This is a genomic window from Nocardioides sp. JS614 (assembly GCF_000015265.1).
Lineage (GTDB): Bacteria > Actinomycetota > Actinomycetes > Propionibacteriales > Nocardioidaceae > Nocardioides.
Map to the genome: position 1 here is coordinate 4,189,221 of NC_008699.1, position 24,436 is coordinate 4,213,656.

At 73.7% G+C, this 24,436-nt stretch carries 21 protein-coding genes, 2 pseudogenes and 1 riboswitch; of the genes and pseudogenes, 4 read left to right on the top strand and 19 right to left on the bottom strand.

What is annotated here, in order from left to right; all coding sequences use genetic code 11:
• Nucleotides 1–83: 83 nt before the first annotated feature.
• A complete protein-coding gene (locus tag NOCA_RS21565; RefSeq protein ID WP_041546795.1) occupies nt 84–3,230 on the top strand; it encodes a PKD domain-containing protein in 3,147 nt (1,048 codons plus the stop codon).
• Here the strand turns inward: NOCA_RS21565 and NOCA_RS21570 are convergent.
• The 6 genes from NOCA_RS21570 to NOCA_RS21595 all read right to left on the bottom strand — a co-directional run bounded on the left by NOCA_RS21570 (nt 3,216) and on the right by NOCA_RS21595 (nt 8,392).
• The gene (locus tag NOCA_RS21570; protein WP_011757400.1) at nt 3,216–4,412 is read right to left on the bottom strand and encodes an XdhC family protein; all 1,197 of its coding nucleotides are present in this window, start codon (nt 4,410–4,412) and stop codon (nt 3,216–3,218) included. The two genes, NOCA_RS21565 and NOCA_RS21570, sit on opposite strands and share 15 nt — an antisense overlap.
• Complete coding sequence (locus NOCA_RS21575; protein WP_011757401.1) at nt 4,405–5,517, bottom strand: vWA domain-containing protein; 1,113 nt, start codon at nt 5,515–5,517, stop codon at nt 4,405–4,407. Before NOCA_RS21575 ends, NOCA_RS21570 begins: the two co-directional genes overlap by 8 nt.
• A 199-nt stretch (nt 5,518–5,716) precedes the next feature.
• Entirely contained in the window at nt 5,717–6,601 is an 885-nt protein-coding gene (locus NOCA_RS21580; protein ID WP_011757402.1) for an AAA family ATPase, read from the bottom strand.
• A gap of 48 nt (nt 6,602–6,649) precedes the next feature.
• Nucleotides 6,650–7,207, bottom strand: coding sequence for a nucleotidyltransferase family protein (locus NOCA_RS21585; protein ID WP_011757403.1), 558 nt, complete (start codon nt 7,205–7,207; stop codon nt 6,650–6,652).
• Nucleotides 7,208–7,250: 43 nt separating this feature from the next.
• Nucleotides 7,251–7,871, bottom strand: coding sequence for a hypothetical protein (locus tag NOCA_RS21590; protein WP_011757404.1), 621 nt, complete (start codon nt 7,869–7,871; stop codon nt 7,251–7,253).
• On the bottom strand, nt 7,868–8,392 hold the full coding sequence (locus tag NOCA_RS21595; protein WP_011757405.1) for an RNA polymerase sigma factor: 525 nt from the start codon (nt 8,390–8,392) through the stop codon (nt 7,868–7,870). Before NOCA_RS21595 ends, NOCA_RS21590 begins: the two co-directional genes overlap by 4 nt.
• A 54-nt stretch (nt 8,393–8,446) precedes the next feature.
• Here NOCA_RS21595 and NOCA_RS21600 point away from each other — a divergent pair, with 54 nt between their 5' ends.
• Entirely contained in the window at nt 8,447–9,574 is a 1,128-nt protein-coding gene (locus NOCA_RS21600; protein ID WP_238383383.1) for a tellurite resistance/C4-dicarboxylate transporter family protein, read from the top strand.
• Between the two features lie 66 nt (nt 9,575–9,640).
• On the opposite strand, the pseudogene NOCA_RS28565 reads toward NOCA_RS21600, so the two are convergent.
• Nucleotides 9,641–9,969: pseudogene (locus NOCA_RS28565) on the bottom strand (DUF2249 domain-containing protein).
• 100 nt (nt 9,970–10,069) lie between these two features.
• Nucleotides 10,070–10,480 (bottom strand): annotated as a pseudogene (locus NOCA_RS28570) (hemerythrin domain-containing protein); the annotation flags it as partial.
• A gap of 114 nt (nt 10,481–10,594) precedes the next feature.
• Between NOCA_RS28570 and NOCA_RS21610 the strand changes: the two are divergent.
• Nucleotides 10,595–11,269 (top strand): helix-turn-helix transcriptional regulator, encoded by a 675-nt coding sequence (locus tag NOCA_RS21610; RefSeq protein WP_238383384.1) that lies wholly within the window; start codon nt 10,595–10,597, stop codon nt 11,267–11,269.
• A 251-nt stretch (nt 11,270–11,520) separates the two neighbouring features.
• Here NOCA_RS21610 and groL read toward each other — a convergent pair whose 3' ends face one another.
• The 10 genes from groL to NOCA_RS21660 all read right to left on the bottom strand — a co-directional run bounded on the left by groL (nt 11,521) and on the right by NOCA_RS21660 (nt 22,722).
• On the bottom strand, nt 11,521–13,146 hold the full coding sequence (groL, locus tag NOCA_RS21615) for a chaperonin GroEL (RefSeq protein WP_011757409.1): 1,626 nt from the start codon (nt 13,144–13,146) through the stop codon (nt 11,521–11,523).
• 378 nt (nt 13,147–13,524) lie between these two features.
• Complete coding sequence (locus tag NOCA_RS21620; RefSeq protein WP_011757410.1) at nt 13,525–14,397, bottom strand: ATP-grasp domain-containing protein; 873 nt, start codon at nt 14,395–14,397, stop codon at nt 13,525–13,527.
• Between the two features lie 78 nt (nt 14,398–14,475).
• Nucleotides 14,476–15,495, bottom strand: a complete 1,020-nt coding sequence (locus NOCA_RS21625) for a LacI family DNA-binding transcriptional regulator (RefSeq protein WP_011757411.1) — start codon at nt 15,493–15,495, stop codon at nt 14,476–14,478.
• Between the two features lie 252 nt (nt 15,496–15,747).
• A complete protein-coding gene (locus NOCA_RS21630; RefSeq protein WP_011757412.1) occupies nt 15,748–16,644 on the bottom strand; it encodes an SGNH/GDSL hydrolase family protein in 897 nt (298 codons plus the stop codon).
• Nucleotides 16,645–16,716: 72 nt separating this feature from the next.
• The gene (locus NOCA_RS21635; protein WP_011757413.1) at nt 16,717–16,998 is read right to left on the bottom strand and encodes a MoaD/ThiS family protein; all 282 of its coding nucleotides are present in this window, start codon (nt 16,996–16,998) and stop codon (nt 16,717–16,719) included.
• Between the two features lie 26 nt (nt 16,999–17,024).
• Nucleotides 17,025–18,299, bottom strand: a complete 1,275-nt coding sequence (gene thrC, locus NOCA_RS21640; protein WP_011757414.1) for a threonine synthase — start codon at nt 18,297–18,299, stop codon at nt 17,025–17,027.
• Nucleotides 18,300–18,309: 10 nt separating this feature from the next.
• Nucleotides 18,310–18,458, bottom strand: a riboswitch (SAM riboswitch).
• An 87-nt stretch (nt 18,459–18,545) separates the two neighbouring features.
• Nucleotides 18,546–20,855 (bottom strand): endopeptidase La, encoded by a 2,310-nt coding sequence (lon, locus tag NOCA_RS21645; protein ID WP_011757415.1) that lies wholly within the window; start codon nt 20,853–20,855, stop codon nt 18,546–18,548.
• A 181-nt stretch (nt 20,856–21,036) separates the two neighbouring features.
• Nucleotides 21,037–21,882 (bottom strand): trehalose-phosphatase, encoded by an 846-nt coding sequence (gene otsB / locus NOCA_RS21650; protein WP_011757416.1) that lies wholly within the window; start codon nt 21,880–21,882, stop codon nt 21,037–21,039.
• Between the two features lie 51 nt (nt 21,883–21,933).
• Nucleotides 21,934–22,425 (bottom strand): LytR C-terminal domain-containing protein, encoded by a 492-nt coding sequence (locus NOCA_RS21655; protein WP_011757417.1) that lies wholly within the window; start codon nt 22,423–22,425, stop codon nt 21,934–21,936.
• A gap of 3 nt (nt 22,426–22,428) precedes the next feature.
• On the bottom strand, nt 22,429–22,722 hold the full coding sequence (locus tag NOCA_RS21660) for a DUF3263 domain-containing protein (RefSeq protein WP_011757418.1): 294 nt from the start codon (nt 22,720–22,722) through the stop codon (nt 22,429–22,431).
• 117 nt (nt 22,723–22,839) lie between these two features.
• On the opposite strand from NOCA_RS21660, the gene NOCA_RS21665 reads away from it, so the two are divergent.
• A complete protein-coding gene (locus NOCA_RS21665) occupies nt 22,840–23,850 on the top strand; it encodes a Gfo/Idh/MocA family protein (RefSeq protein ID WP_011757419.1) in 1,011 nt (336 codons plus the stop codon).
• Between the two features lie 24 nt (nt 23,851–23,874).
• Here NOCA_RS21665 and NOCA_RS21670 read toward each other — a convergent pair whose 3' ends face one another.
• Nucleotides 23,875–24,396, bottom strand: a complete 522-nt coding sequence (locus NOCA_RS21670) for a sensor domain-containing protein (protein WP_011757420.1) — start codon at nt 24,394–24,396, stop codon at nt 23,875–23,877.
• Nucleotides 24,397–24,436: the final 40 nt, after the last annotated feature.

Below are 24,436 nucleotides of genomic sequence, written 5' to 3' on the forward strand. Positions count from 1 at the left end.
GACCCGACACGTTCGGGCTATCGACGTCCTGGGGGTCCGGACCTACTGTCCAGAGATCGATCCCGGTTGGGAGGGCGGTTCTCGTGGGCACGGCTGTCGGTTCCACCGCCCCCGCTCCCGCGCGCTCCTCGGCGCGCCGGCGTCGGGCCGTGCGGCTCGTCACCGTCACCGTCCTGGTCCTCGGCTCGCTGCTCGTGCCGGGACCCGCCTCCGCCCAGCTGGCCGTCAGCCTCTCCCCGGACCGGCAGGTGGCCGCGCCCGGTGAGACGGTCACGTTCACGGTCTCCAGCGACGCGAGCGGGAACCCGACGTTCGTGTGGAACGTCGACGGGCTCGACGTCCAGTCCGACAGCTCGTCGCTCCAGTGGGCGTTCCAGGGCGAGGGTCAGCACACGGTCACGGTGACCGTCGACGACGGGTTCGACTCCGGCACCGCGTCGACGTCGATCGAGGTCCGCACGCCCCAGCCCAACCACCCGCCGTCGGTGACCCTCGACGCCGACCACCAGCAGGCCGCCCCCGGCGAGCCGGTCACGTTCACCGCGAGCTTCGCCGACCCCGACCCCGGTGACTCCGTCGCGCTCGCCTGGTACGTCGACGGCGACCGGGCCGCCGAGAACGGGCTCACGTTGACCCGTTCGTTCGCGGCGACCGGCACGCACGGCGTCCGGGTCGTCGCGACCGATCTGTCGGGGGCCTCGAGCGAGGCGTCGATCCAGGTGAACGTGGTGGGCACGGCGCCGGAGGCGGCGATCGCCGTACGCACGCCGTCGCCGAAGACCCGCAAGGTGACCGTCCTCGACGCGTCCGGCTCGGTCCCGGCGTCGCCGTCGGGCTCGATCGTCTCCTACCACTGGGACCTCAACGGCAACGGCACCTTCGAGACCACCTGCGCCGGACCGGTCGTCGGCGTGATCAGCGCCGCGGCGGGCGACCACCCGGTCTCGGTGCTGGTGACCGACGACAGCGGCGGGACGTCGACGCCGGTCACGACGGTCCTCTCGCTCGCCACCTCGCGGCTCGACCAGGAGTACGCCCCCGGCGCGCTCGCCGTCACCGCGGGCGGCTGCGCGGGACCGGCCAAGGACGGGGTGGTGCCCGAGGGGTACCCCGCCGACGACCTCACCTGCTACACGACGGTCCGCGCCGGCATCGCCGAGGCGATGTCGACCTGCTTCCGCCGGCGTACGGCCCCCGTCGGTGACCGGCTGCTCGTGAAGGAGCTCTACGCCAGCACCAGGACCGTCCGGCTCAACGGCATCGACGTCCGGCCCAGCTCCGGCGTGGCCATCGAGATCGACACCTGGACCGCGGAGGTCAAGACGATCGGCGGCAAAGCGAAGGCCTCGGTCGACGCCGGCAGCACGCTGGGCAAGCTGACGTTCTACTACGGCAGCATCAGCTGGGACCTGCCCAGCGGCAAGGCGTCGCGCTTCAACCTCGGCAGCCTGTCGATCACCAAGGGCGCCGAGCTGTTCGGGCTCTCGGTCGAGGGCGACGCCCGCCTCGACCTCGTCTACCGCGGCGCCGAGGTGCCCGTGACGATCCACCTGCCCGCACCGCTGGACGTGTCGGCGACCGTCACCCTCAAGACCGACAACCTCAAGGGGCTGCGCCTCGAGGAGGTGCACCTGCGCGTCAAGAACGCGACCTTCGGGGCGTTCACGGTCAACGACCTCGACCTGCTCTACAACGCGGCGGCCTACCAGTTCGACGGCTTCGCGGACCTCTCCCTGACGTCCGTCGGCAACCTGCAGGTGAGCATCCAGGTCGTCGGCAGGACCGTCACCATGTTCGCCGCGAACTTCACGCCCGTGCCCCCGCTGGCGCTCGGGTCGGGGGTGTTCCTCCAGCACATCGACTTCGGGTACGACGCCGGCCCGCCGCTGACCCTCAACGGCGGCGTGAAGCTCACCGCCGGACCGCCGATCAACGGCACCGCGGCCGCCGCCATCGAGGGGACCTTGAAGTTCGTGGCGTCCGACCCGTGGCTGCTGCGCGCCGACGGCAACGCGTCGATCGCGGGCTTCGGCGTGGCCAGCGCCTACCTGCAGTACCAGTCGAACGGCATGATCCGGCTCGGCGGGCGGATCGACGCCCGGCTCTACGACATCGTCAGCGCCAAGGCCAACATCGACATGTGGCTCTACGCGCCCACGATGAAGTTCAACGCCCAGGCCCGCGGCGACGTCTGCGTCTGGAAGGGCTGTGGGGGCGGCGCGCTGGTGGTGTCCAGCACCGGCGTCGGCGGCTGCGTCTACACGTTCTTCGCGGACTTCGGCCTCGGGTACCGGTGGGACGGGGAGTTCAAGTACTACCTGACCGGCTGCGACATCAACCACTGGGCGTCCGCGTGGGACGGCGGCGCCCGCAACCGGCTGGCGTCGTACGCCAGGACCGCCGCGGTCAGCTCCGAGGACATGGTCGTCGCCCGCGGCGAGCGGGCCGTCTACTTCCGGTTCGCCTCCGTCGACGACCCGCCGCAGGTCACCGTGACCGGACCCGACGGCACCGAGATCGCGGTGCCCGCCGGCACCGAGAACTTCGAGGCGACCGACGACCACATCGTCCTGCAGGTGCCGCCCGAGCACGCGACGTACGTGATCGTCCGCGACCCCGCGCCCGGACGCTGGCAGGTGCGCACCGCGGACGGGACGCCCGACCTGGTGGCGGTCGGGCAGGCCTCGGCGCTGCCGAAGCCGCGGGTGCGGGCGAGCGTCGGCGGTCGTGGGCACGCCCGGACCCTGGACTACCGGCTGAACGCGGTCGAGGGGCAGACCGTGCAGTTCTTCGAGCGCGCCGGGCGCACCACCCAGCGGCTGGGCACCGTCTCCGACGCGCAGGGCCGGATCCGGTTCAGCCCGGCGCCGGGGCCGGCGGGCGAGCGGTCGATCATCGCGGTGGTCCAGCACGACGGCGCACCGCGCGAGCAGGTCACCGTGGCCAGCTACCGGGCTCCCGGGCCGCTGCGCCCGGCCGCGACGCGTCGGATCGCCGTCAAGCGGACCGCGACGCGGGCCGTCGTCACCTGGGCGGACGCGCGGCGCGCGGCGAGCTGGCGGGTGGTCGCCACCGCCGACGACGGGCGCCGGTGGTCGGTGCGGCTGGACCGCCGCACGCTGGTCCTGCCCAGCGTGTTCCGCGGCAGGACCGTGACCGTGACGGTGCGCGGGGTCAGCGCGGACCAGGTCGCCGGGCCGGCGAAGCGACAGGTCTCACGCGGTCGGTGAGGGCAGCGGCTCCCGGTGGATCCGGCCCTCGGTGGCGGCGAGCGGCTCGCCGGAGCCGCCCCAGCGGCCGGCGATGATCTCGGCGGCGATGCTGATCGCGGTCTCCTCCGGCGTCCGGGCGCCCAGGTCGAGGCCGATCGGGCTCGACAGCCGGGCGATCTCGGCGTCGGTCAGGCCCGCCTCGCGCAGTCGGGCGAGCCGGTCGTCGTGGGTGCGGCGCGAGCCCATCGCCCCGACGTACGCGACCTCGGGCAGCCGCAGCGCGACCTCGAGGAGGGGTACGTCGAACTTCGGGTCGTGGGTCAGCACCGTGACGACCGTGCGGGTGTCGATCCGGCCGGCCTCGGCCTCCGCGGCCAGGTAGCGGTGCGGCCAGTCGACGATCACCTCGTCGGCCTCGGGGAAGCGGCTGTGGGTCGCGAACACGGGGCGGGCGTCGCACACCGTCACGTGGTAGCCGAGGAAGCTGCCGACCCGGGCCACCGCAGCGGCGAAGTCGATGGCCCCGAACACCAGCATCCGCGGCTTCGGGGCGAACGCCCACACGAACACCCGCATGCCTTCGCCGCGGCGCTCGCCGTCCGGACCGTAGGTCAGCGTCGCGTTGTGCCCCGCCGCGAGCAGCCCCAGGGCGTCGTCGTGCACCGCGGCGTCGGCCCGCTCCGACCCCAACGTCGCGGTAGTCCCTGACGTTTGCGCGGTCCCCTCCGGCGTGTCGGCCGCGGAACCGTCAGGGACTACCGTCGGCGGGCGGACCACCAGGCGGCGGCCCAGCCAGGCCGGGTCGGGGTGCTCGATCACGGTGGCGAGGGCGACCGGGCGGCCGGCCTCGATGTCGTCGGCGATCTCGCCCAGCTCGGGGAACCGCTGCTGGTCGACCTGCTCGACCCAGACGTCCAGGATCCCGCCGCAGGTCAGGCCGACGGCGAACGCGTCGTCGTCGGAGACGCCGTACCGCTGCAGGACGGGCACGCCGGACTCCACGACCGACTCGGCCAGGTCGTAGACCGCGCCCTCGACGCAACCCCCGGACACCGACCCGACCGCGGTGCCGTCGGGGCCGACCAGCATCGAGGCGCCGGGCGGGCGCGGCGCGGACCGGAACGTCGCCACGACCGTGCCGACACCGACCGTCTCACCGGACCGCCACCACTGCAGCAGCTCGGGCAGCACGTCACGCACGGGACACCACCTCCACCAGCTCCGCGAAGGTCGCCAGGGAGTGCCCGGCGACGAAGTCGTCGCAGTGCGGCAGCGCGGCGACCACGCCCTGCTGCACGGGCTCGTAGCCGTCCTTGCCGCGGTGCGGGTTGACCCACACCACCCGGTGCGCGACCCGCTGCAGCCGCGCCATCTGCTCGCCGAGCAGCGTCGGGTCGCCGCGCTCCCAGCCGTCGCTGAACACGACGACGACCGCGCCGCGCGCCAGGCCGCGCTGGCCCCACCGGTCCAGGAAGATCCGCAACGTCTCGCCCAGGCGGGTGCCGCCCGACCAGTCGGGCACGGTCTCACCGGCCGCGACCAGCGCCCGCTCGGGGTCGCGGACCCGCATCGCGCGCGTCAGGTGGGTCAGCCGGGTCCCGACGGTGAACGTCTCGACCACGCCGCCGCTCTCGCGCCCCACCTGGGTGAACCGGTGCGCCAGGCGCAGCAGCGCGTCGGCGTACCCGCTCATCGAGCCGGACACGTCCACGAGCAGCACCACCCGTCGCGGCCGCCGGCGGCGGCGCCGCCAGGCGATGTCGGCCGGCTCGCCCATCCGGCGCAGCGAGGCCCGCAGCGTGCGCGAGGCGTCGACCTCGCCGCGGTGCCACGCCTGGTGGCGGGCGGTACGCCGCGTCGGTGGTCGCGGCCGCAGGGTCGCGAACATGCCCGCGAGCCGGTGCTTCTCAGCCGCGCTGAGCGAGGCGACGTCGCGCTGGCGCAGCACCTCGGTCTCGCTGGCCAGGGCCCGCAGCACCTCCTCGTCCTGGCCCTCGCCGGTGCCGGTGGACTCCTCCAGCGGCAGCCCGGCGAACGGTGCCCCGGGGTGGGCCGGACGCGACCGGGGCAGCCCGTCGCGGGCGTTGAAGAACGCGTGGAAGACCTGGTCGTAGCGCTCGAGGTCGTCCGGCCCGGCGCACAGCGTCGCGCGGCCGGCGAGGTAGGTCGCGCGCTGGTCGGCCACGCCGAGCTCGGCGGCCGCCGCCAGGAACCCCTGGGCGCGGTCGTGGGTCACGGGGACGCCTGCGGCCCGCAGCGCCCGGGCGAAGGCGAGGAGGATCTCGTCCGGCAGCCGGTCGGTCATCGGCCCCCCACCACCCGGCCGGCGGAGAGCCAGCCACCGAGTCGCGTGCCGCAACGGTTGCCTGCGCACCGCTCGCCCGCCCGCCGCCCGGCCGGCGGTGAGCCGGCAACCGAATCCCCCACCGGAACGGTTGCCTGCACACCGCCCACCCGCGACCCACCCGCCCGCGACCCACCCCGCCCGGGAGGCCACCGTCCGCTCATGCCCGCAGCACCTGGTCGAGTGCGTGCCGGACCCGGTCGGCGTCCTCGCGGTACTTCACCAGGGCGCCGAGGGTCGCCGAGGCGGTGGCCAGGTCGATGTCGGCGGTGCCGAGGTGGTGCAGGGCGCGCGCCCAGTCGAGGGTCTCGGCGACCCCGGGCGGCTTCTGGAGGTCGTCGCGGCCGCGCAGCTGCTGGACCAGCTCGACGACCTGGCGGCGCAGCGTCTCGGAGACCTCGGGCGCCCGCGAGCGCAGGATCTCCACCTCCCGCTCGAGCCCGGGGTGGTCGATCCAGTGGTAGAGGCAACGCCGCTTCAGCGCGTCGTGCAGCTCGCGGGTGCGGTTGGAGGTGAGCACCACGATCGGGGGCGTCGACGCCCGGACGGTGCCGAGCTCGGGGATCGAGACCTGGTAGGTCGAGAGCACCTCGAGCAGGAACGCCTCGAACTCGTCGTCGGCGCGGTCGACCTCGTCGACCAGCAGCACCGCCGGGCTCTCCTGGAGCGCCCGCAGGACGGGGCGCGCCAGCAGGAAGCGCGCGTCGTACAGGCTCTTCTCGGCCTCCTCGACGCCCTGCCCGTCCCGGCCACCGCCGGCCGCCTCGAGCGCGCGCAGGTGCAGGATCTGGCGCGGGAAGTCCCAGTCGTAGAGCGCCTGGGTCGCGTCGATGCCCTCGTAGCACTGCAGCCGCACCAACGGAAGCTCCAGGCTCTCTGCGATCGCCTCGGCCAGCGCGGTCTTGCCGGTTCCCGGCTCGCCCTCGAGCAGGAGCGGGCGCTGCATGCGCAGCGCCAGGTAGGTCACCGTCGCCAGCGCGTCGTCGCTCAGGTAGCCCGTCGCGCCCAGGCGCGCGGCGACGTCGGCGGGGGACGAGGGCTCCATGTGAGCAAGGTTACGGTGCGGGGTGTTGGTCCCCGGTTGGCGGTCGCCTCAGCCCGGCGGCCGGTCCAGGTCGACGCCGGTGGCCAGGTCGCCGCACTCGACGGCCGCGACGACGTGGCGGGCGAGGTAGTCGCGCGCGCCCCGGTCGCCGCGGGCGGTGTCGTCGATGCCGGCCCAGTGGTCCCGGCCGAGGACGACCGGGTGGCCGACGATGCCGTCGTACGACGCCCGCCGCAGCGTGCCGGGCCCCGGCCGCGGCTCGAGCAGCCGCCGGACCACCTCGGCCCCGACGTCGGGCAGGTCGACGAGCGTCACGACCACGGCGTCGGCGTCGGTGGCGAGCGCGGCCGCGAGGCCGGCGTGCAGCGACGCGGACATCCCGTCCGCCCAGTCCGCGGCGACCACCGCGGTCGCGCCGGTGCCCTCGAGCAGCGGCAGCGCGTCCTCGGCGGCGGCGCCGAGCACGACGGTCACCTGGGTGCAGCCACCCTCCGCGAGCGCCCGCACCCCGCGGACCAGCCAGGGCTCGCCGTCCGCGCCGCGGACCAGCGCCTTGGGCCGACCCATCCGGGTGCCCGCGCCGGCGGCGAGCAGCAGTCCGTGCACGTGCCCAGGATGGCAGGCCGGCGGCCCTCCGGGGCCGACCCGGTCAGCTGCCGAACGCCTCGTCGTACCGCGCCGCGAGGTCCGCGGACCAGGGGGCACTCATGCCGCACACGGTCACCCGGCCGTCAGTCGCGGAGACGAGGTACCGCCCGCCGGACTCGAAGCTCACCGCGCCAATCAGCTGCTGCAGGTCGGCGGGCGGCGCCTGCACCCGCACCAGGTCGGTCGGGTCGCCGGTGTACCAGTGGCCGACGGCGAGCGTGACCATGCCGTCGGCGATCGCCGTGACCGTGCCCGCGAAGGCCACGGTCTGCTGGCCGATGAGGTCGGCGCTGGGCACCATGCACTTCGCGGCGTACGCCGCCCCGCTCGGCGCGGTCAGCTCGGTGACCGTCTGGTCGTCGACCGCGGTCGGCGGGGCCATCGGGTCGTCGTCGTGGTTGAGCACCCCGAACAGGCCGATGCCCGCGATGATCAGCACCGCCGCGGCGGCCACCAGCCAGGTGAGCGGGCCGCGGTCGCGGGTGCCGGTCTCCCGGTTCTCGCTGGTGAGCTCGGTGCTCATGACGTCCTCCAGGAGTCGGGCCGTCCCGTCGGGGTCGGCCGGCGGCAGGGAGGAGGCCGGGTCGGCCGCCCGCAGCCGGTCGCGCAGCTCGTCGCTCATGACCTTCTCCCCTCTCTCGACTCCTCATGTCCGGCACCCGCGCCGGTCTTACCGAGCTGGTCGGCCAGCTTCGTGCGGGCGCGGTGCAGCCGGACGCTCGCGGCGTTGGCGGTGATCCCGAGCACCACCGCGATCTCGGCAGGCTCGAGCTGCTCCCAGGCCCACAGCCGGAGCAGCTCGGCGTCGTCGGCGCGCATCCGCAGCAGCGCGTCGCGCACGTCCTGGTCGGGCTCGATCGCCGAGGTGGCCTCCGCGGGCGGGTCCACCGTGGCGATCCGGGCCGCCACCCGCTGCTGGCGGCGCACGGCGCGCTCGGCGTTGCGCAGGCAGTTGCGGGCCACGGCGTACGCCCAGGGCAGCGGGTCCGCCGGTAGCTCCTCGGCGCGGCGCCAGCACACCAGCAGCGTCTCGGCGAGCACGTCCTCGGCGGTGGCCGGATCGGTGCGGCGGGCCAGGAACCGCCGCAGCGGCTCGATCAGCCCGGGCGCGACCTCCTCGAAGCGATCCCGTCGACTCTCCACGTCTCCACCCTCACACACCTGCGCGATCGGCCGCGGACGCCGTACCCTGCCCGGGTGCCTGCCACGCCCAGCCCCGCACCCAGACGCGTTCCCACCCCCGCGCCGACCGCCGGGCGGGGGCCGTTGCCGGGCGCGACCCTGGGCGAGCGCATCCGGGTCGGGGTCGAGGGACTCGCGCCGGGCTACTTCGCGCTGGTCATGGCCAGCGGGATCCTCTCGGTCGGCATGGAGCTCCAGGGCTACCGGGTGCTGTCCGACGTGCTGCTGGCGGTCTGCGCGGGCGCCTTCGTGCTGCTGCTGTCGCTGACGGCCTGGCGGTTCGTCGCCTACCGCGAGGCCACGTCCGACGACTTCATGGACCCGCGCCGCGGCTTCGGCTTCTTCACCTTCGTCGCGGGCACCAACGTGCTCGGGGTGCGCCTCGGCCTGGACGGCCACTACGCCGCCACCGCGGTGCTGTTCGCGCTGTCCGGCACCGCCTGGCTGGTGCTGGGGTACGTCGTGCCGTGGACGGCGGTGCTCGGTCCGCAGCCGCGACCGGTGGTCGGCGCGGCCAACGGCACCTGGTTCATCTGGACGGTGGCGACCCAGTCGGTCGCGACCGCGGCGGCCACCCTCGAGCCGCGGGCGGACACCGGCCGGATCGCGCTGGCCCTGCTCGCGGTGGTGGCCTGGTCGGTCGGGGTCTTCCTGTACGCCGCGACCGGCGTGATCGTGACGCTGCGGCTGATGCTCTACGAGTTCGGGCCCGAGGACCTCAACCCGCCGTACTGGGTGTCCATGGGGGCGCTGGCCATCACGGTCCTGGCCGGGGCCCGGATCGTGGAGATGGCCGACGCCCCCATGGTCGACGCGACCCGCGACCTGATCGCCGGCCTGGCGGTGGTCTTCTGGGCCTTCGCCACCTGGCTGATCCCGCCGCTGGTCGCCGCCGGCGTGTGGCGGCACATGATCCGGAAGATCCCGCTGCGCTACGACCCCACCCTGTGGAGCATGATCTTCCCGCTCGGCATGTACGCCGCCGCCGGGATCTACCTCGGCCGGGCCGACAACCTGCCGCTCGTGCACCGGATCGCGAGCATCGAGCTGTGGGTCGCGTTCGCCGCCGCGCTGACGGTCTTCATCGCGATGCTGGTGCATCTCGACCGGACCGTGCGGCGTCGGCCCACCGCCCGCCCCTGACCCGGCGTCGACGAGCCGTCGACCCGCCCGGGAGGCCCGGACGGGTCGACGCCGTGGGACGAGGGGTCAGCCCGCGCGGAGGATCTGCAGCCGCCACGCCTCGGGGCCGCGCTCGAGGTACTCGACGGTGAGCACGCCCGGGTCGCGCTGCTCGAGCTGGGCCAGCAGCGGCAGCGGGTCGTGCGGCGCGATCAGCACCAGGCCGCTCCCGGGGCGCACCCCGTCGACGGCCCCGAAGACGGTGGCGTGCCGGATCGCGTGCGGGATGCTGCGCACGTCGAGCTCGGGGAAGCCGGCCGGGTCGGTCTCGCCGCAGGTGCAGCCGCCGTGTCCGTGGCCGTGACCGGCGGGTGCCGCGTGGTCGTGCCCGTGCCCGTGGTCGTGCCCGTGGTCATGCCCGTGCCCGTGGTCGTGATCGTGGTGCTCGAGCTCCTCGTGCATGCCGTCGAGAAGAGCCGCGAGGGAGACGGTCCTGGAGGTGGCGAGCAGCGGGACGATCAGCTCGTTCTCCTTGGCCAGGTGGGTCTCGAAGACGGTGCGCAGCGAGCCGGCGGTGATGGCGGCGGAGACGACGTCCTGCGCCTTGCCGAGCTGGTCGACGAGGCCGAGGAGGAGCTGGTGCTCGGCGAGCATCGCGGTGACGAGGAGCGACGCGGTGGGCTGGTTGCCGGCGGCCGGGTAGAGCGCGGCCTCCTCGGCGAGGGCGTGCGGCACCAGGTCGGTGCGGCACCAGGCGAGCAGCTCGCCCCGGACCCGCTCGGCGTCGGCCGCGTTGCCCGACCGGGCGGCCGAGGCGAGCTGCGTCACGTGGGTGGTCAGCGTCCCCGCCATCGCCGCGTGGTGGGCGACCATCGCCTCGGCTGCGCGCGCGTCCGCCTCGGAAGAGGCGACCAACAGGTCGTTCATTCGATGTGCTCCTCAGGGTGTGGGTGGGTCTCGGGTGCGGTCGCGCCTGGGCCGGCCGCGTCGGCGCCGGCCCGGGAGGTGACCGTACGAGCCATGTTTACTACAGTATGGCCCGTGAAAAATAATCAGCTGGGCCCCCTCCCCGGTCGACGGCCGCGGCCGCTGACCCCGGGCCGCGCCGCGGTGCTCCAGCTGCTCCTCGACCAGCCGGAGGCGCCCCGGCTGGCGGCGCTGGCCCAGGCCAGCGGCCTGCACCCCAACACGGTGCGCGAGCACCTCGAGGCCCTGGTGGCCGATGGGTGGGTGCGCCGGGTCCGCAGCGAGCCGCAGGGTCGTGGCCGGCCCGCGTGGCGCTACCAGTCCGTCGAGGAGCGGGGCCGCGACGAGTACGCCGGTCTCGCCACCGCACTGGCCGCCTCGATCGCCAGCACCAGCCCGGCGCCGACCGAGACCGCACGGTTCGCCGGCGAGCACTGGGGCCGCGACCTGGCCGCCGAGCGCGACCGCCGGCCGGAGACCCCGGAGGACGCCCGCGACGAGGTCGTCACGATGCTCGACGAGCTCGGGTTCGAACCCGAGGCGGACGCCGAGCGCGACGACGTGGTGCGGCTGACCAGGTGCCCCCTGCTCGAGGCCGCCCACCGCTACCCCGGCGTCGTGTGCGAGGTCCACCGCGGCCTGGTCAGCGGCGCGCTCGCGACGTACGGCGCGGACCCGGAGGGCACCGACCTGATCCCGTTCGCCGAGCCCGGCGCCTGCCTGCTGATGGTGCCCCCGCGCGCCGACTGATGGGTCGTGTGCCTGAGCACGCGCCATGGCGCGTGCTCAGGCACACGACCCGGCACCTCCCGAAATGACGTCGACCCGCCGGAGGTGATCCTCCGGCGGGTCGACGTTCTGCTGCTGTGCTGCTGCTCCACTGAGCGACCGGGTCTCGAGACGCGTCGCCGTTCCTCGCTTCGCTCGGTCCGGTCGACGCTCCTCGACCCGGCACCTGGCTTTGATCGGCCTGGCTCGGAGCCAGGCCGACCAAGGGGTGCTCAGAAGTCCATGCCGCCCATGCCGCCGGACGGGTCGCCCATCGGGGCGGCCTTCTCCGGCTTGTCGGCCACGACGGCCTCGGTGGTGAGGAAGAGCGCCGCGATGGAGGCGGCGTTCTGCAGCGCGCTGCGGGTCACCTTGGCGGGGTCGATGATGCCCGAGGCGATCATGTCGACGTACTCGCCGGTGGCCGCATTGAGGCCGTGACCGGCCGTGAGGCCGCGCACCTTCTCCGCCACGACGCCGCCCTCGAGGCCGGCGTTGATCGCGATCTGCTTGAGCGGGGCATCGGTCGCGAAGCGCACGATCTGCGCACCCACGGCCTCGTCACCGGTGAGGTCGAGCTTGTCGAACGCGGCGTTGGCAGCCTGGACGAGCGCCACGCCACCACCGGCGACGATGCCCTCCTCGACGGCCGCCTTCGCGTTGCGAACGGCGTCCTCGATGCGGTGCTTGCGCTCCTTGAGCTCGACCTCGGTGGCCGCGCCGACCTTGATGACGGCCACGCCGCCGGCCAGCTTGGCGAGGCGCTCCTGGAGCTTCTCGCGGTCGTAGTCGGAGTCCGACTTCTCGATCTCGGCGCGGATCTGGTTGACCCGGCCGGCGATCTGGTCGGCGTCGCCGGCACCCTCGACGATCGTGGTCTCGTCCTTGGTGATGACGACCTTGCGGGCCTGGCCGAGCAGCTCGATGCCGGTCGACTCGAGCTTGAGGCCGACCTCCTCGGAGATGACCTGGCCGCCGGTGAGGATCGCGATGTCCTGCAGCATGGCCTTGCGGCGGTCACCGAAGCCCGGGGCCTTGACGGCGACGGACTTGAAGGTGCCGCGGATCTTGTTGACGACCAGCGTGGACAGGGCCTCGCCGTCGACGTCCTCGGCCAGGATCAGCAGCGGCTTGCCGGACTGCATGACCTTCTCGAGCAGCGGCAGCAGGTCCTTGACCGAGGAGATCTTCTGGTTCGCGATCAGGACGTAGGGGTCCTCGAGGACCGTCTCCATCCGCTCGGGGTCGGTGACGAAGTACGCCGAGATGTAGCCCTTGTCGAAGCGCATGCCCTCGGTGAGTTCGAGGTCGAGCCCGAAGGTGTTCGACTCCTCGACGGTGATGACGCCTTCCTTGCCGACCTTGTCCATCGCCTCGGCGATGATCTCGCCGACGGTCGTGTCGGCCGCGGAGATGCTCGCGGTGGACGCGATCTGCTCCTTGGTCTCGACGTCCTTGGCCATGCTCAGCAGCTGGCCGGACACGGCCTCGACGGCCGCCTCGATGCCGCGCTTGAGGCCCATCGGGTTCGCACCGGCGGCCACGTTGCGCAGGCCCTCGCGGACCATCGCCTGGGCGAGGACGGTGGCGGTGGTGGTGCCGTCGCCGGCGACGTCGTCGGTCTTCTTGGCGACCTCCTTGACGAGCTCGGCACCGATCTTCTCGTAGGGGTCCTCGAGCTCGATCTCCTTGGCGATGGACACACCATCGTTGGTGATCGTGGGGGCGCCCCACTTCTTCTCGAGGACGACGTTGCGACCCTTGGGCCCGAGCGTGACCTTGACAGCGTCCGCGAGCGTGTTCATGCCACGCTCGAGACCGCGCCGGGCCTCCTCGTTGAAAGCAATCAGCTTCGGCATAACTCCTGCGATCCTTCGCAATGAAGAGAGTTCATGGATCCGGGTCGACGGGTTGCCCGCGACGGACGGCCACCCTGGCTCCGGCGAACCCTTTCTCGCCGGTCAGGAGGACCTCAACGTCGCCGATCCGGTGTTGTCACTCTCCGGGGGAGAGTGCCAGCCCCATGTTTAGCACTCGACCCCTGAGAGTGCAAGGCGCCCGGCTCCCGCGCGCGAGGCACGAGCGTGCGGGATCGGCCGGGCGGGTCGAGCGAGCGCACGCCCGAGCCCGCGAGGGCGTGATCGCGGGTCGAGACACCAGGATCTCCCGCGCGAGGCACGAGCGGGCGGGGATCGGGCGGGCGGGTCCGGAGCGCGTACGCCGGGACCGGCGCCGGGTCACCAGGTGCGCGGCAGCGCCCGGGCGGCGACCGTCTCGGCGAACGGCAGCGCGTTGAGCGGGAGCACGTCGAGGTAGAGCCCGGGCTCGGTCAGCTCGACCTCGCTGACCACCAGCCGGCCCTCGTGGCGCATCATGTCGACCCGGGCGTAGACGACCTCGTCGCCGAGCAGGTCCACGACGGCGGCGACCGCCTGGGCCGCCAGCAGCGCCGCCTCCTTGGTGAGCTCGACCGAGCGCATCGTGCCCCCGAACTGCTCGTGCACCCGGATGTCGGTGGTGCTGGGCAGCTTCTGCACCTGGCTGACCGGGTGCCCGGCGATCATGAACACCGAGGTCTCGCCGTCGTGGTGGATCGACTCGACCAGGGGCTGGACGATCCACGGGCCGGGGTGCCCGTCCGGGCTGGGCAGCCACACGCGTCCGTCGGAGACCACCTCGAGGCCGCGGCCGCCGGCGCCCACCCGCGGCTTGACCACCGCGACGCCGTACCGGTCGGCGGCGGCACGCACGTCGAACACCGTGTCCGCGGCAACCGTGGGCACCACCGGCAGGCCGGTCGACTGGAGGTGGACCAGGTAGCGCTTGTCGGTGTTCCACCGGAACACGTCCACGCCGTTCAGCAGCGCCGGGCCGACCCCGGACGCCCAGCCGAGGAACTCGCCGAGCCGGCGGTCGTAGTCCCACGTGGAGCGCACCGCGACCACGTCGGCCGCGCCCCAGTCGACGCTGAGGTCGTCCCACTGCACCCACCGGGCGGTGAGGCCCTGGGCCTCGAGCGCGACGTCGAGGGCGCCGTGCCCGGGCTCGCCGTCGGGCCACTCGGCGCAGGTCACCAGGAGCACGAGCGGTTTCGTCGGCTGCTGGTCCACGGGGGAAGATTAGGACAACCGGAGCCCGGGCGCGGAGCGGGTTCAGACCGGTTGGGCCGGCTGCCCCGCTGCTCCGGTTCAGCTGCTCTGGCGCACGACCAGGCGGGTGGGCAGCATCCGGCCGGGCGGCGCGGGGTCGGTGCCGGCCATCGTCTCCAGCAGGAGCGCGACCATCTCGCCCCCCATCGCCCCGGGTGACTGGTGCACGGTCGTCAGCGGGGGCACCGTCGCCCGGGCGATCGGAGCGTCCTCGAAGCCCACGACGGAGACGTCCTCGGGGACCCGGCGGCCGTGCTCGCGCAGGGCCTGGAGCGCGCCGACCGCCATCAGGTCGTTGGCGCAGAAGACGCCGTCCACGCCCGGCTCCCGGTCCAGGAGCGCCCGCATCGCGCGGGTGCCGCTCTCCTGGCTGAAGTCGCCGCGCGCCACCAGTCGCTCGTCGATGGGCCGGTCGGCGGCGGTGAGGCCGGCGACGTACCCCTCGAAGCGGGAGCTGCCGGCGACCATGTCCGCCGGGCCGGCGATCGTGGCGATCCGGGTGCGGCCGCGGTCGACGAGGTGGGCCACGGCGAGGCCGGCGCCCTGCACGTTGTCGACGTCGACGAAGCCGGTCGCGACGTCGGGCCGCGGGCGGCCACCCACGACCACCGGCAGCCCGTGGCCGCGGATCCGGTCGGGCAGCGTGTCGTCGCCGTGCAGCGAGAGCAGCAGCACCCCGTCGACGTGCTGGCGGGTGAGGTAGTGCTCGAGGCCGCCGCGGCGGCGGGCATCGGCCAGGATCAGCACGAGCTGGCGATCGGCAGTCGCGAGCGCCGCCCCGATGCCGCGCACGATCCCTGCGAAGAACGGTTCGCCGAACACCCGCTCCTCGGACTCGGCGATGACCAGCGCGACCGCGTCGGTGCGCCGGGTGACCAGGGCGCGGGCGGCGGCGTTCGGCACGTAGCCGAGCTCGGCGATCGCGTCCTCGACCGCCTGGCGCGCGCGGTCGGAGACCTTCGCCCCACCGTTGATCACGCGCGAGGCGGTGCCGCGGCCGACGCCCGCGAGCGCGGCGACCTCCTCCAGGGTGGGGCGGGTGCGGGGGCGGCGGGCCATGGCGTCAGTATGCCGTCGCGCGGGCGGGCGGCCGCGGACATCGCGGCGCGGCACGGTGCGGCACGGGCGGCGCACCGGCGCGGAGCGAGCGGCGGGTCCGGGACGTCGAGGTCTTCCCGGACCCGCCGCTCGGCGGGTCGCCGACCGACCGCCGTCGGCCGCGGGCGCTCCCCGTCCGCCCGGGCTCGGCCACAGCTGCTGGTCCACCCCAGGTCCGGAACCGGTGGATTGGGAGCGTTCCCACCGCTACTGTCATCCGCCACCCGGGTCGGTGTCAAGGGTGCGGAGCGCCGGCGCCGCGGTCGCCGCGTCCGCACCCCGCCCTCCCCGCGGCCGGCGGTGGCCGAAGGGCACCTCCTCGCGCAGCCCGAGCGCGGCGAGGATCGAGGGCAGCATCGCCTTCGCGGTGCGCTTGTAGCCGAGCGCGCTGGGGTGGAACCGGTCCAGGCTGAACATCTCGTCGGGGTTGGTGATGAAGAACGGCCCGACCACGCGGGCCAGCGAGACGGCGTGGGCGCCGGCTGCCACCGCGACCGCCTCCTGGGCCAGGGCCAGCTGGCGCGACGCGCGCGAGCCGAGCGCGCGCAGCGGCTGTGGCACCGGCCGCAGCGCGCCGAGGTCCGGGCAGGTGCCGACCACCACGCCCGCCCCGAGGTCGCGCAGGCCGTGGACCGCCTCCTCGAGGTGCTTGACCGACTCGGCGACCGGGACCCGGTGGGTGACGTCGTTGCCGCCGACGACGATCACCGCGACGTCGGGGCGGTAGGTCGGCGGCAGACCGGCCAGCTGGGCGGCGAGCGTCGAGGACTCCGAGCCGACCCGGGCGGCGGTCCGCAGCCGCACGGCGCGACCGGTCTCCCGCGCGAGCGCCCGGGCCAGCCGGCCGCCGAGGGTCTCCTTGGGCCGCTCGGCGCCGAGCCCGGCCGCGATCGAGTCACCGAGGAGCAGCAGGTCCAGCGGCGCGCCGTACTTCTTCCTCCAGACCCGGTCGGCGTCGACGGCGGTCTCGCCGAGCGGCTTGCCGATCACCCGGCGCGCGGCGGCCGCCTGGCGGTGCAGCAGCCCCCTGCCGGCCAGAGCCGCCCCCGCCACCGTCCCCGCCAGGGTGGCGGCGGTCAGCGCGGCGAGACGGGTCCGGGCACGGGTCACCGGTCCGTTCAATCATGCCCGGGTGAACGCGACGTGTCGCGGGCCGCCCGCACGCATGACGAGCGGGCAGCCTCAGCAGCAACCGCCGGCGACGGCCGGGATGACCGAGATCTGGGCGCCGTCGGGCGTGGGCGTCGCCAGGTTGTCGAGGAACCGCACGTCGTCGTTGCCGACGTAGACGTTGACGAAGCGGCGCAGCTCGCCGGCGTCGTCGAGGATCCGGGCCTTGATCCCGCCGTAGCTGCCGTCGAGGTCGTCGAGGACCTCGGCCAGCGTGGCGCCGGAGGCGCTCACCTCGGACTCGCCGCCGGTGTAGGTGCGCAGGATCGTGGGGATCCGGACGGAGACGCTCATGGTCAGCTCCTCGGGTGCTCGGGTGCTCAGGCCAGGCCGGTGGCGGCGAAGGCAGGGTACGACGGGTCGATGGTCGCGGCGGGCGCCACGGTGCCGGAGACCGCGTCCAGGGTCTTCAGGCCGTGGCCGGTGTTGATCACCACGGTCTCGAGCGAGGTGTCGAGCTGGCCGGTCTCGACGAGCTTCTTCAACACGGCGACGGTGGTGCCGCCGGCGGTCTCGGTGAAGATCCCCTCGGTGCGGGCCAGCAGCACGATGCCGGCGCGGATCTCGTCGTCGGTGACGTCCTCGACCGCGCCGCCGGTCTCGCGGCAGATGTCGAGGACGTAGATGCCGTCGGCGGGGTTGCCGATCGCCAGGCTCTTGGCGATCGTGTCCGGCTTGACCGGGCGGATGGCGTCGACGCCGGCCTTGTAGGCGACCGAGACCGGGGAGCAGCCCGCGGCCTGCGCGCCGTACACGCGGTAGGGCTTGTCCTCCACGAGGCCGAGCCGGATCAGCTCCTGGAAGGCCTTGTGCACCTTGGTCAGCTGCGAGCCGCTCGCGACCGGGATCACGATCTGGTCCGGCAGCCGCCAGCCGAGCTGCTCGGCGATCTCGTAGCCGAGGGTCTTGGAGCCCTCGGCGTAGTAGGGGCGGACGTTGACGTTCACGAACGCCCAGCCCTCCTCCTCGCCGGCGATCTCGGAAGCGAGCCGGTTGACGTCGTCGTAGTTGCCGTTGACGGCCACCAGGGAGTCGGTGAAGACGGCGGAGTTGACCTGCTTGGGCTGCTCGAGGTTGCTCGGGATGAACACCACGGTCTTGATGCCGGCGCGGGCGCCCGCGGCGGCGACCGCGTTGGCGAGGTTGCCGGTGCTCGGACAGGCGAAGACCTTGCTGCCGAACTCGCGGGCCGCGCTCAGCGCGCAGGCGACGACGCGGTCCTTGAAGGAGTTGGTGGGGTTGGTGGAGTCGTCCTTGACCCACAGGTTCGCGATCCCGAGCTCGGCGGCCAGGTTGCCCGCACGCAGCAGGCGGGTGAAGCCGGGCTCGGTGTTGGGGCTGTCCTCGATGTCGGCGGGCACCGGCAGCAGCGCCTTGTAGCGCCAGATGTTGCGCGGGCCGGCCTCGATCTCCTCGCGGGTGACCCGGGGGAAGTCGTAGGCGATCTCCAGGGGGCCGAAGCACTCCGGACACGCGTAGTGCGGTCCGAGCTCGACCTGGTGGCCGCACTCGCGGCAGGAGAGGGCGGTGGCGTTGCCGAACGCGCCCTCGCGCAGGCCCGGCGTGCTGGTCTTCTCGATGACGACGGCGCTCATGAAGTCCTCCTTCTCATCTTCCCCGGGTGCGGCGGTCGCCCCGGGCGGAATTGGCACCGTTTCCGCGAACCGCTTCCTGGCTGGATGCCGGGCGGCGGAGGATCGCGGCGGTTGCCGGGACTTCACAGGGCCGTATCCCTCAGTCCCTCTTGATGAGCTGTGGAGAACAGTACGACGGCCGTCTCAGCATGTGCACATCGCATCCACATGTTGGACGGCCGTCGTCTCGCGCCCGGAGGCGTCCGGTCACGCTGCGACCGTGGCCGCCTCGGTGCTGGCCAGCGCGCCGCGGACCACGTCCAGGACGTCGCTGACCGGGTGCACCGTGACGCTCCCGAGGACGTCGGCCGGTACGTCGTCCAGGTCCGGCTCGTTGCGCAGCGGCACGAACACCTCGGTGAGGCCGTGGCGCTGGGCCGCGAGCAGCTTCTGCTTGAGCCCGCCGATCGGCAGCACCCGGCCGGTCAGCGAGACCTCGCCGGTCATGCCGACCTCCGAGCGCACGGGGCGGCCGGTGGCCAGCGAGGTGAGCGCGGTGACCATGGTGATGCCGGCGGACGGGCCGTCCTTGGGGGTGGCGCCGGCCGGCACGTGCACGTGGATCGCCTTCTCGAAGAACGACGGCTCCACCCCGAGCTCGGCCGCGTGCGCGCGGACGAAGGACAGCGCGATCTGCGCCGACTCCTTCATCACGTCGCCGAGCTGGCCGGTCAGCGTGAGGCCGGCGGTCCCCTCCGCAGCCGACGCCTCGATGAACAGCACGTCGCCGCCGAGCCCGGTCACCGCCAGGCCGGTCGCCACGCCCGGGACCGCCGTACGCTCCGGTGCCTCGGGGGTGAACCGCGGCCGGCCGACCAGGTCCTTGAGGTCCGCCACGTCGATGTCGACCTGGACCGCGCCCGTGGCGAGCCGGGTCGCCGCCTTGCGCAGCGCCTTGGCGAGCAGCCGCTCCATCTGGCGCACGCCGGCCTCGCGGGTGTAGTTGGCGGCCATCTCGCGCAGCGCGGCGTCGGTCACCCGCACCTCGTCGGAGGTCAGCGCCGCGCGCTCGAGCTGGCGGGGCAGCAGGAAGTCGCGGGCGATGCCGACCTTGTCGTCCTCGGTGTACCCGTCGAGCGTCACCAGCTCCATCCGGTCCAGCAGCGCCGACGGGATCTGCTCCACGACGTTCGCGGTCGCGATGAACAGCACGTCGGAGAGGTCCAGGTCCAGCTCCAGGTAGTGGTCGCGGAAGGTGTGGTTCTGCGCCGGGTCGAGGACCTCGAGCAGCGCGGCCGCGGGGTCGCCCCGGTAGTCGGAGCCGACCTTGTCGACCTCGTCGAGGAGCACGACCGGGTTCATCGAGCCGGCCTCCTTGATCGCGCGCACGATCCGGCCGGGCAGCGCGCCGACATAGGTACGGCGGTGCCCGCGGATCTCGGCCTCGTCGCGCACGCCGCCCAGGGCGACCCGGACGAACCTGCGGCCGAGCGCCCGGGCCACGGACTCGCCCAGCGAGGTCTTGCCGACACCGGGAGGCCCGGCCAGCAGGATCACGGCGCCCGAGCCGCGGCCTCCGACGACCTGCAGGCCGCGCTCCGCGCGACGGGCCCGGACCGCGAGGTACTCCACGATCCGCTCCTTGACCTCGTCCAGGCCGTGGTGGTCGGCGTCCAGGACGGCGCGGGCGCCGGCGACGTCGTTCGCGTCCTCGGTGGTGGTGCTCCACGGCAGCTCGAGCACCGTGTCGAGCCAGGTCCGGATCCACGCGGCCTCGGGGTTCTGGTCGCTGGAGCGCTCGAGCTTGCCGACCTCGCGCAGCAGCGCCTCGCGCACCGCGTCGGGCACGTCGGCGGCCTCGACGCGAGCCCGGTAGTCGTCGGCCCCTTCCGGCTCGCCCTCGCCGAGCTCCTTGCGGATCGCGGCGAGCTGCTGACGCAGGAGGTACTCGCGCTGCTGCTTCTCCATCCCGTCGCGGACCTCCTCACCGATCTTGTCGGTCAGCTCGGCCTCGGCGAGGTAGTCGCGGGTCCAGCCGATGACGCGCAGCAGCCGGGACTCCACGTCGGGGTCCTCGAGCAGCTCGCGCTTGCGCTCGGTGGAGAGGTACGGCGCGTAGCCCGCGGTGTCGGCGATCGCGCTCGGGTCGGTCATCTGGTGCACCTGGTCGACGATCTGCCAGGCCTCGCGGCGCTGGAGCACGGCGACGACCAGCCGCTTGTACTCCTCGGCGAGCTCGCGGGCGCGCGGGGTCACGACGTCCTCGGCCGGCTCGACCTCGACCCACAGGGCCGCCCCGGGCCCGGTGACGCCGCTGCCGATGGCGGCCCGGGGACCGGCCTTGAGGACCGCGGCCGGGGAGCCGCCCGAGAACTTGCCGACGCGCTCGATGGTCGCGATGACGCCGTACGACGCGTAGCGGTCGTCCAGCCGCGGCGCGACCAGCACCTGGCTGTCGCTGCCCGCGCGGGCGGCGTCGATGGCGGCCTGGGAGGACTCGTCGAGCTCGAGGGGAACGACCATGCCGGGGAGGAGGACGACGTCCGGGACGAAGAGGACGGGGAGCTTGAGTGCCATGTCCGCTCAACTCCCGAGCCCGGGCCGGTGTTCCGGAGAGCGCCTCCTGTTCGCTGTTGACGAACACCGGAACACCCGAGGGTCCTGGGTGCCCCGATCCGGCGGGATACTCCCTGACGATTGCGGGCTCGACACGCCGGCGGGGACCGCGCAATCGTCAGGGACTACCGGGCCGGCGCGTTCAGACCCGGGCGGCGCGGGCGTCGGCGGTGAGCCGGCGGAGCAGCTCGAGGACGCCCTCGGGGCCGTCGACGACGACGTCGGAGAGCTCGACCAGGGCGCTCTGCTCGAACGAGGCCGAGCAGACCAGCAGGGTGGGCAGCCCGTTCTTGGCGAGCGCGCCGACGGCCTCGAACGCCTCGACGTCGCCCAGGTCGTCACCGGCGAAGAGGAACGCACCGGCACCCACCTCCTCGACCAGCCTGTCGACGGCCTGGCCCTTGTCCATGCCGGGCGCGCGGACCTCGATGACCCGGCGGCCGGGCTCGAGGACCAGGTCGTTGCGACCGGCCAGCTCCCGCAGCACCGGCAGCAGCCGCTCGAACGCGGCGTCGGGGTCGGGCAGCCGGCGGGTGTGCACGGCGTACGCGAGGCCCTTCTCCTCGACGTACGCGTCGGCCGCGCCGGCGGTGCGCAGGGCGCGCGGCAGGTCCCGGAGGAAGGTCGCGAGCCCGGCGGGCGGCCGCGGGGAGATGATCCGGCGCCGGTTCGCGCTCCACCGCTCGTTGCCGTACTGGCCGAAGACGAAGAGGTCCTTGCCGGCCGCGGCGACGGCGTCGCCGACCTCCTCGAGGCCGCCGAGGTCGAGGGCCTGGCGGGCGGGGCGGCCGGTGATCACCGCGATCGCGGCGACCTCGGCGGCGAGTTCGACGAGCACCTCGCGGGCCTCCGGGTGGATGCGCGCCTGCGCGGGGTCGTCCACGATCGGCGACAGGGTGCCGTCGAAGTCGAGGCCGACCACGGCCCGGCTCGCGGCGCGCACGAGCGCGGCGTACTTCTGCTCCCCCTCGGGCGAGGTGAACTCCATGCCCCCACCCTGCCATCCCCGCTCACCCGGACGGCCGGGTGCGGGTCGGGCTCAGTCCAGCGGACCGGTCAGGATGAGGGTCAGCCGGTCGAGCCGCATCGGGTCGACGGCGGGCGCGGTCCGCCGGATGCCGAGGTCCAGCGCGAGCGTCTTCGCGGCCTGCTTCAGCTTCGGCGGGTAGTAGACCGTCGAGGCGGGGATCGTGCCGTACCAGTTGTCGGAGCCCACGACCTGCCAGCCGATGCCGGTGGCGCGCTCGGCGACCCGGCCGGCGAGCCCGGTGATGCCGGAGTTGTTGTAGACCTCGACGTAGACCTTGCCGCGCTTGACGGTCGGCTGGGGCTTCGGCTCCTTCGTCGGGGTCGGCTGCGCCGACGGCGACATGCTCGGCCCGGCCTCACGGGCCACCGTGGCCACCTCACGCTCAGCGGGCTCGCCGCCGCGGGTCGCGACGAACGCGATGCCGGCCATCGCCACCGCGATCACGCTCAGCATCACCACCGGGGACGGGGTGACCACGCCGCGCTGGTTGCGGGTGCGCACCGCTCAGACCTCGAAGCCGAGCCGGCGGGCCGAGCGCTGCCGCTGGCGCGCCGAGCGCAGCCGCCGCAGCCGGCGGACCAGCAGCGGGTCGGCCTCGAGCGCCTCGGGCCGGTCGATCAGCGCGTTGAGGACCTGGTAGTAGCGGGTCGAGGACATGTCGAACTTCTCCCGGACCGCGGTCTCCTTGGCGCCGGCGTACTTCCACCACTGGCGCTCGAAGTCGAGGATCTCCCGGTCGCGGTCGCTGAGGGTCGGCGTGACCTCGGCGGCGCCACCGAAGGCGTTCGCGGCATCCATGAGATCTCCTGAGGACAGTGGTCCGGCTCGTTCGCCTCACTGTAGGCGACGAACCACAACGATGTCATTCGACCTGCCGAGAGTCCCCGGAGGAGTCGCCACCGATAGCGTCCGGGCATGGAGACCATCGGCTGGGGAATCCTCGCCACGGGCAAGATCGCCCACACGTTCGCACGCGACCTGGCGCTGGTGCCGGGCGCCCGGCTGGCCGCCGTCGGGTCCCGGCGCGCGGAGAGCGCCGAAGCGTTCGCGAAGGAGTACGGCGCGGCCGCGGCGCACGGATCGTACGAGGAGCTGGTGGCGGACCCCGCCGTCGACGTCGTCTACATCGCCACGCCCCACGCCCTGCACCTCGACAACGCGCGGCTGGCCTTCGAGGCCGGCAAGCACGTGCTGTGCGAGAAGCCGCTGACCCTCGACGTGGCCGACGCCGAGGAGATGGTCCGCCTGACCGGCGCCCACGACCGGTTCCTCATGGAGGCGATGTGGACCGCCTGCCATCCGGTCGTCCGGGCTCTCCGCGAGCGGCTGCAGTCCGGTGAGTTCGGCACCCCGCGGCACCTGCACGCCGAGCTGGGGTTCCGCGTCGACGCGCCTCCCGGGGACCGGATGCTCGACCCGGCGCTGGGGGCCTCCGCGCTGCTGGACATGGGCATCTACCCGCTGACCATCGCCCACCTCCTGCTCGGCCCGGCGGAGCGGCTGACCGCCACCGGTGACCTGTCCGAGCGCGGGATCGACCTCGACATCGCGATCAGCGGGCGCTACCCGGGCGGCGCCCTGGCGACGATGACCGCGTCGATGACGTCGTACTCCTCCCGCGCCTGCGAGATCGCCACCGACCGCGGCCGGATCCGGTTCGACGACTTCCACCACCCGGCCCGCGCGGTGTTCACGCCGTACGCCCCCGGTCCGGGCAGCTGGGTGGTCGAGCCCGGCGCGCCGGTCGAGGTCGTCGGCGCCGAGCCGGTGCTCGGCAAGGGCTACGGCAACGAGATCGCCGAGGTGGGCCGCTGCCTGCGCGAGGGCCTGCGCGAGAGCCCGCTGGTCCCCCACGAGCAGACCCTCGCGCTGCTGCGGCAGATGGACGACCTGCGTGCCCAGGTGGGGGTCGAGTTCCCGGTCTGACCGGCGCGCTGGGGGGTTCGGCTGTCAGCAGCCGAAACCCGCAGGACACGCCGAGGGGCCACGGCGTGTCGTGCGGGTTCCGGCCGCCAGGTGTGACTGGTGGGGCAGCTGAGGTGACCCTGGAGCCACGCCCGGCGAGAACGCGAAGTTGCCGGTCACCAGTGCGACCAGCGACCACACGACGTCGAGCCAGGACTGCGGGTCGCGCAGCGGCGTGAGCGCCCGGCGCCAGAACCCGTCCCCGACGCGCCCGCACAGGTACCTCGGGGTGGGCGCGCAGCGGCCGAGCAGCTCCCGCATCAGCAGCCGCTCGAACCGGGCGAAGCCGCGCGCCACCATCACGCCGACCCAGAGCAGCAGGACGCCGCCGATGATGACCGAGCGCCCGACCCCGAGGGCCAGGTCGGTGACCACCACCACGAACCCCACGAGCGCGATCGGGAAGGCAGAGAGGTGGTAGCCGGTCTCGAGCAGTACCCGTCGTACGCCGCGGGGTTGGCGCGAGGTCGCGAGAGGGTACGTCTGGCTCATGGTCAGGTCCGCCATGGGAGAAACGCTAGGAACATGCGGGCTCGCGCACGATCCT

Bases quoted from the DNA above. Each gene is read 5' to 3' on its own strand.
- NOCA_RS21575 (WP_011757401.1), bottom strand. From the start codon at position 5,517: ATGACCGACCGGCTGCCGGACGAGATCCTCCTCGCCTTCGCCCGGGCG.
- NOCA_RS21580 (WP_011757402.1), bottom strand. From the start codon at position 6,601: ATGGAGCCCTCGTCCCCCGCCGACGTCGCCGCGCGCCTGGGCGCGACG.
- NOCA_RS21590 (WP_011757404.1), bottom strand. From the start codon at position 7,871: ATGAGCGACGAGCTGCGCGACCGGCTGCGGGCGGCCGACCCGGCCTCC.
- groL (WP_011757409.1), bottom strand. From the start codon at position 13,146: ATGCCGAAGCTGATTGCTTTCAACGAGGAGGCCCGGCGCGGTCTCGAG.
- NOCA_RS21625 (WP_011757411.1), bottom strand. From the start codon at position 15,495: ATGGCCCGCCGCCCCCGCACCCGCCCCACCCTGGAGGAGGTCGCCGCG.
- NOCA_RS21635 (WP_011757413.1), bottom strand. From the start codon at position 16,998: ATGAGCGTCTCCGTCCGGATCCCCACGATCCTGCGCACCTACACCGGC.
- thrC (WP_011757414.1), bottom strand. From the start codon at position 18,299: ATGAGCGCCGTCGTCATCGAGAAGACCAGCACGCCGGGCCTGCGCGAG.
- lon (WP_011757415.1), bottom strand. From the start codon at position 20,855: ATGGCACTCAAGCTCCCCGTCCTCTTCGTCCCGGACGTCGTCCTCCTC.
- otsB (WP_011757416.1), bottom strand. From the start codon at position 21,882: ATGGAGTTCACCTCGCCCGAGGGGGAGCAGAAGTACGCCGCGCTCGTG.
- NOCA_RS21660 (WP_011757418.1), bottom strand. From the start codon at position 22,722: ATGGATGCCGCGAACGCCTTCGGTGGCGCCGCCGAGGTCACGCCGACC.
- NOCA_RS21665 (WP_011757419.1), top strand. From the start codon at position 22,840: ATGGAGACCATCGGCTGGGGAATCCTCGCCACGGGCAAGATCGCCCAC.
- NOCA_RS21670 (WP_011757420.1), bottom strand. From the start codon at position 24,396: ATGGCGGACCTGACCATGAGCCAGACGTACCCTCTCGCGACCTCGCGC.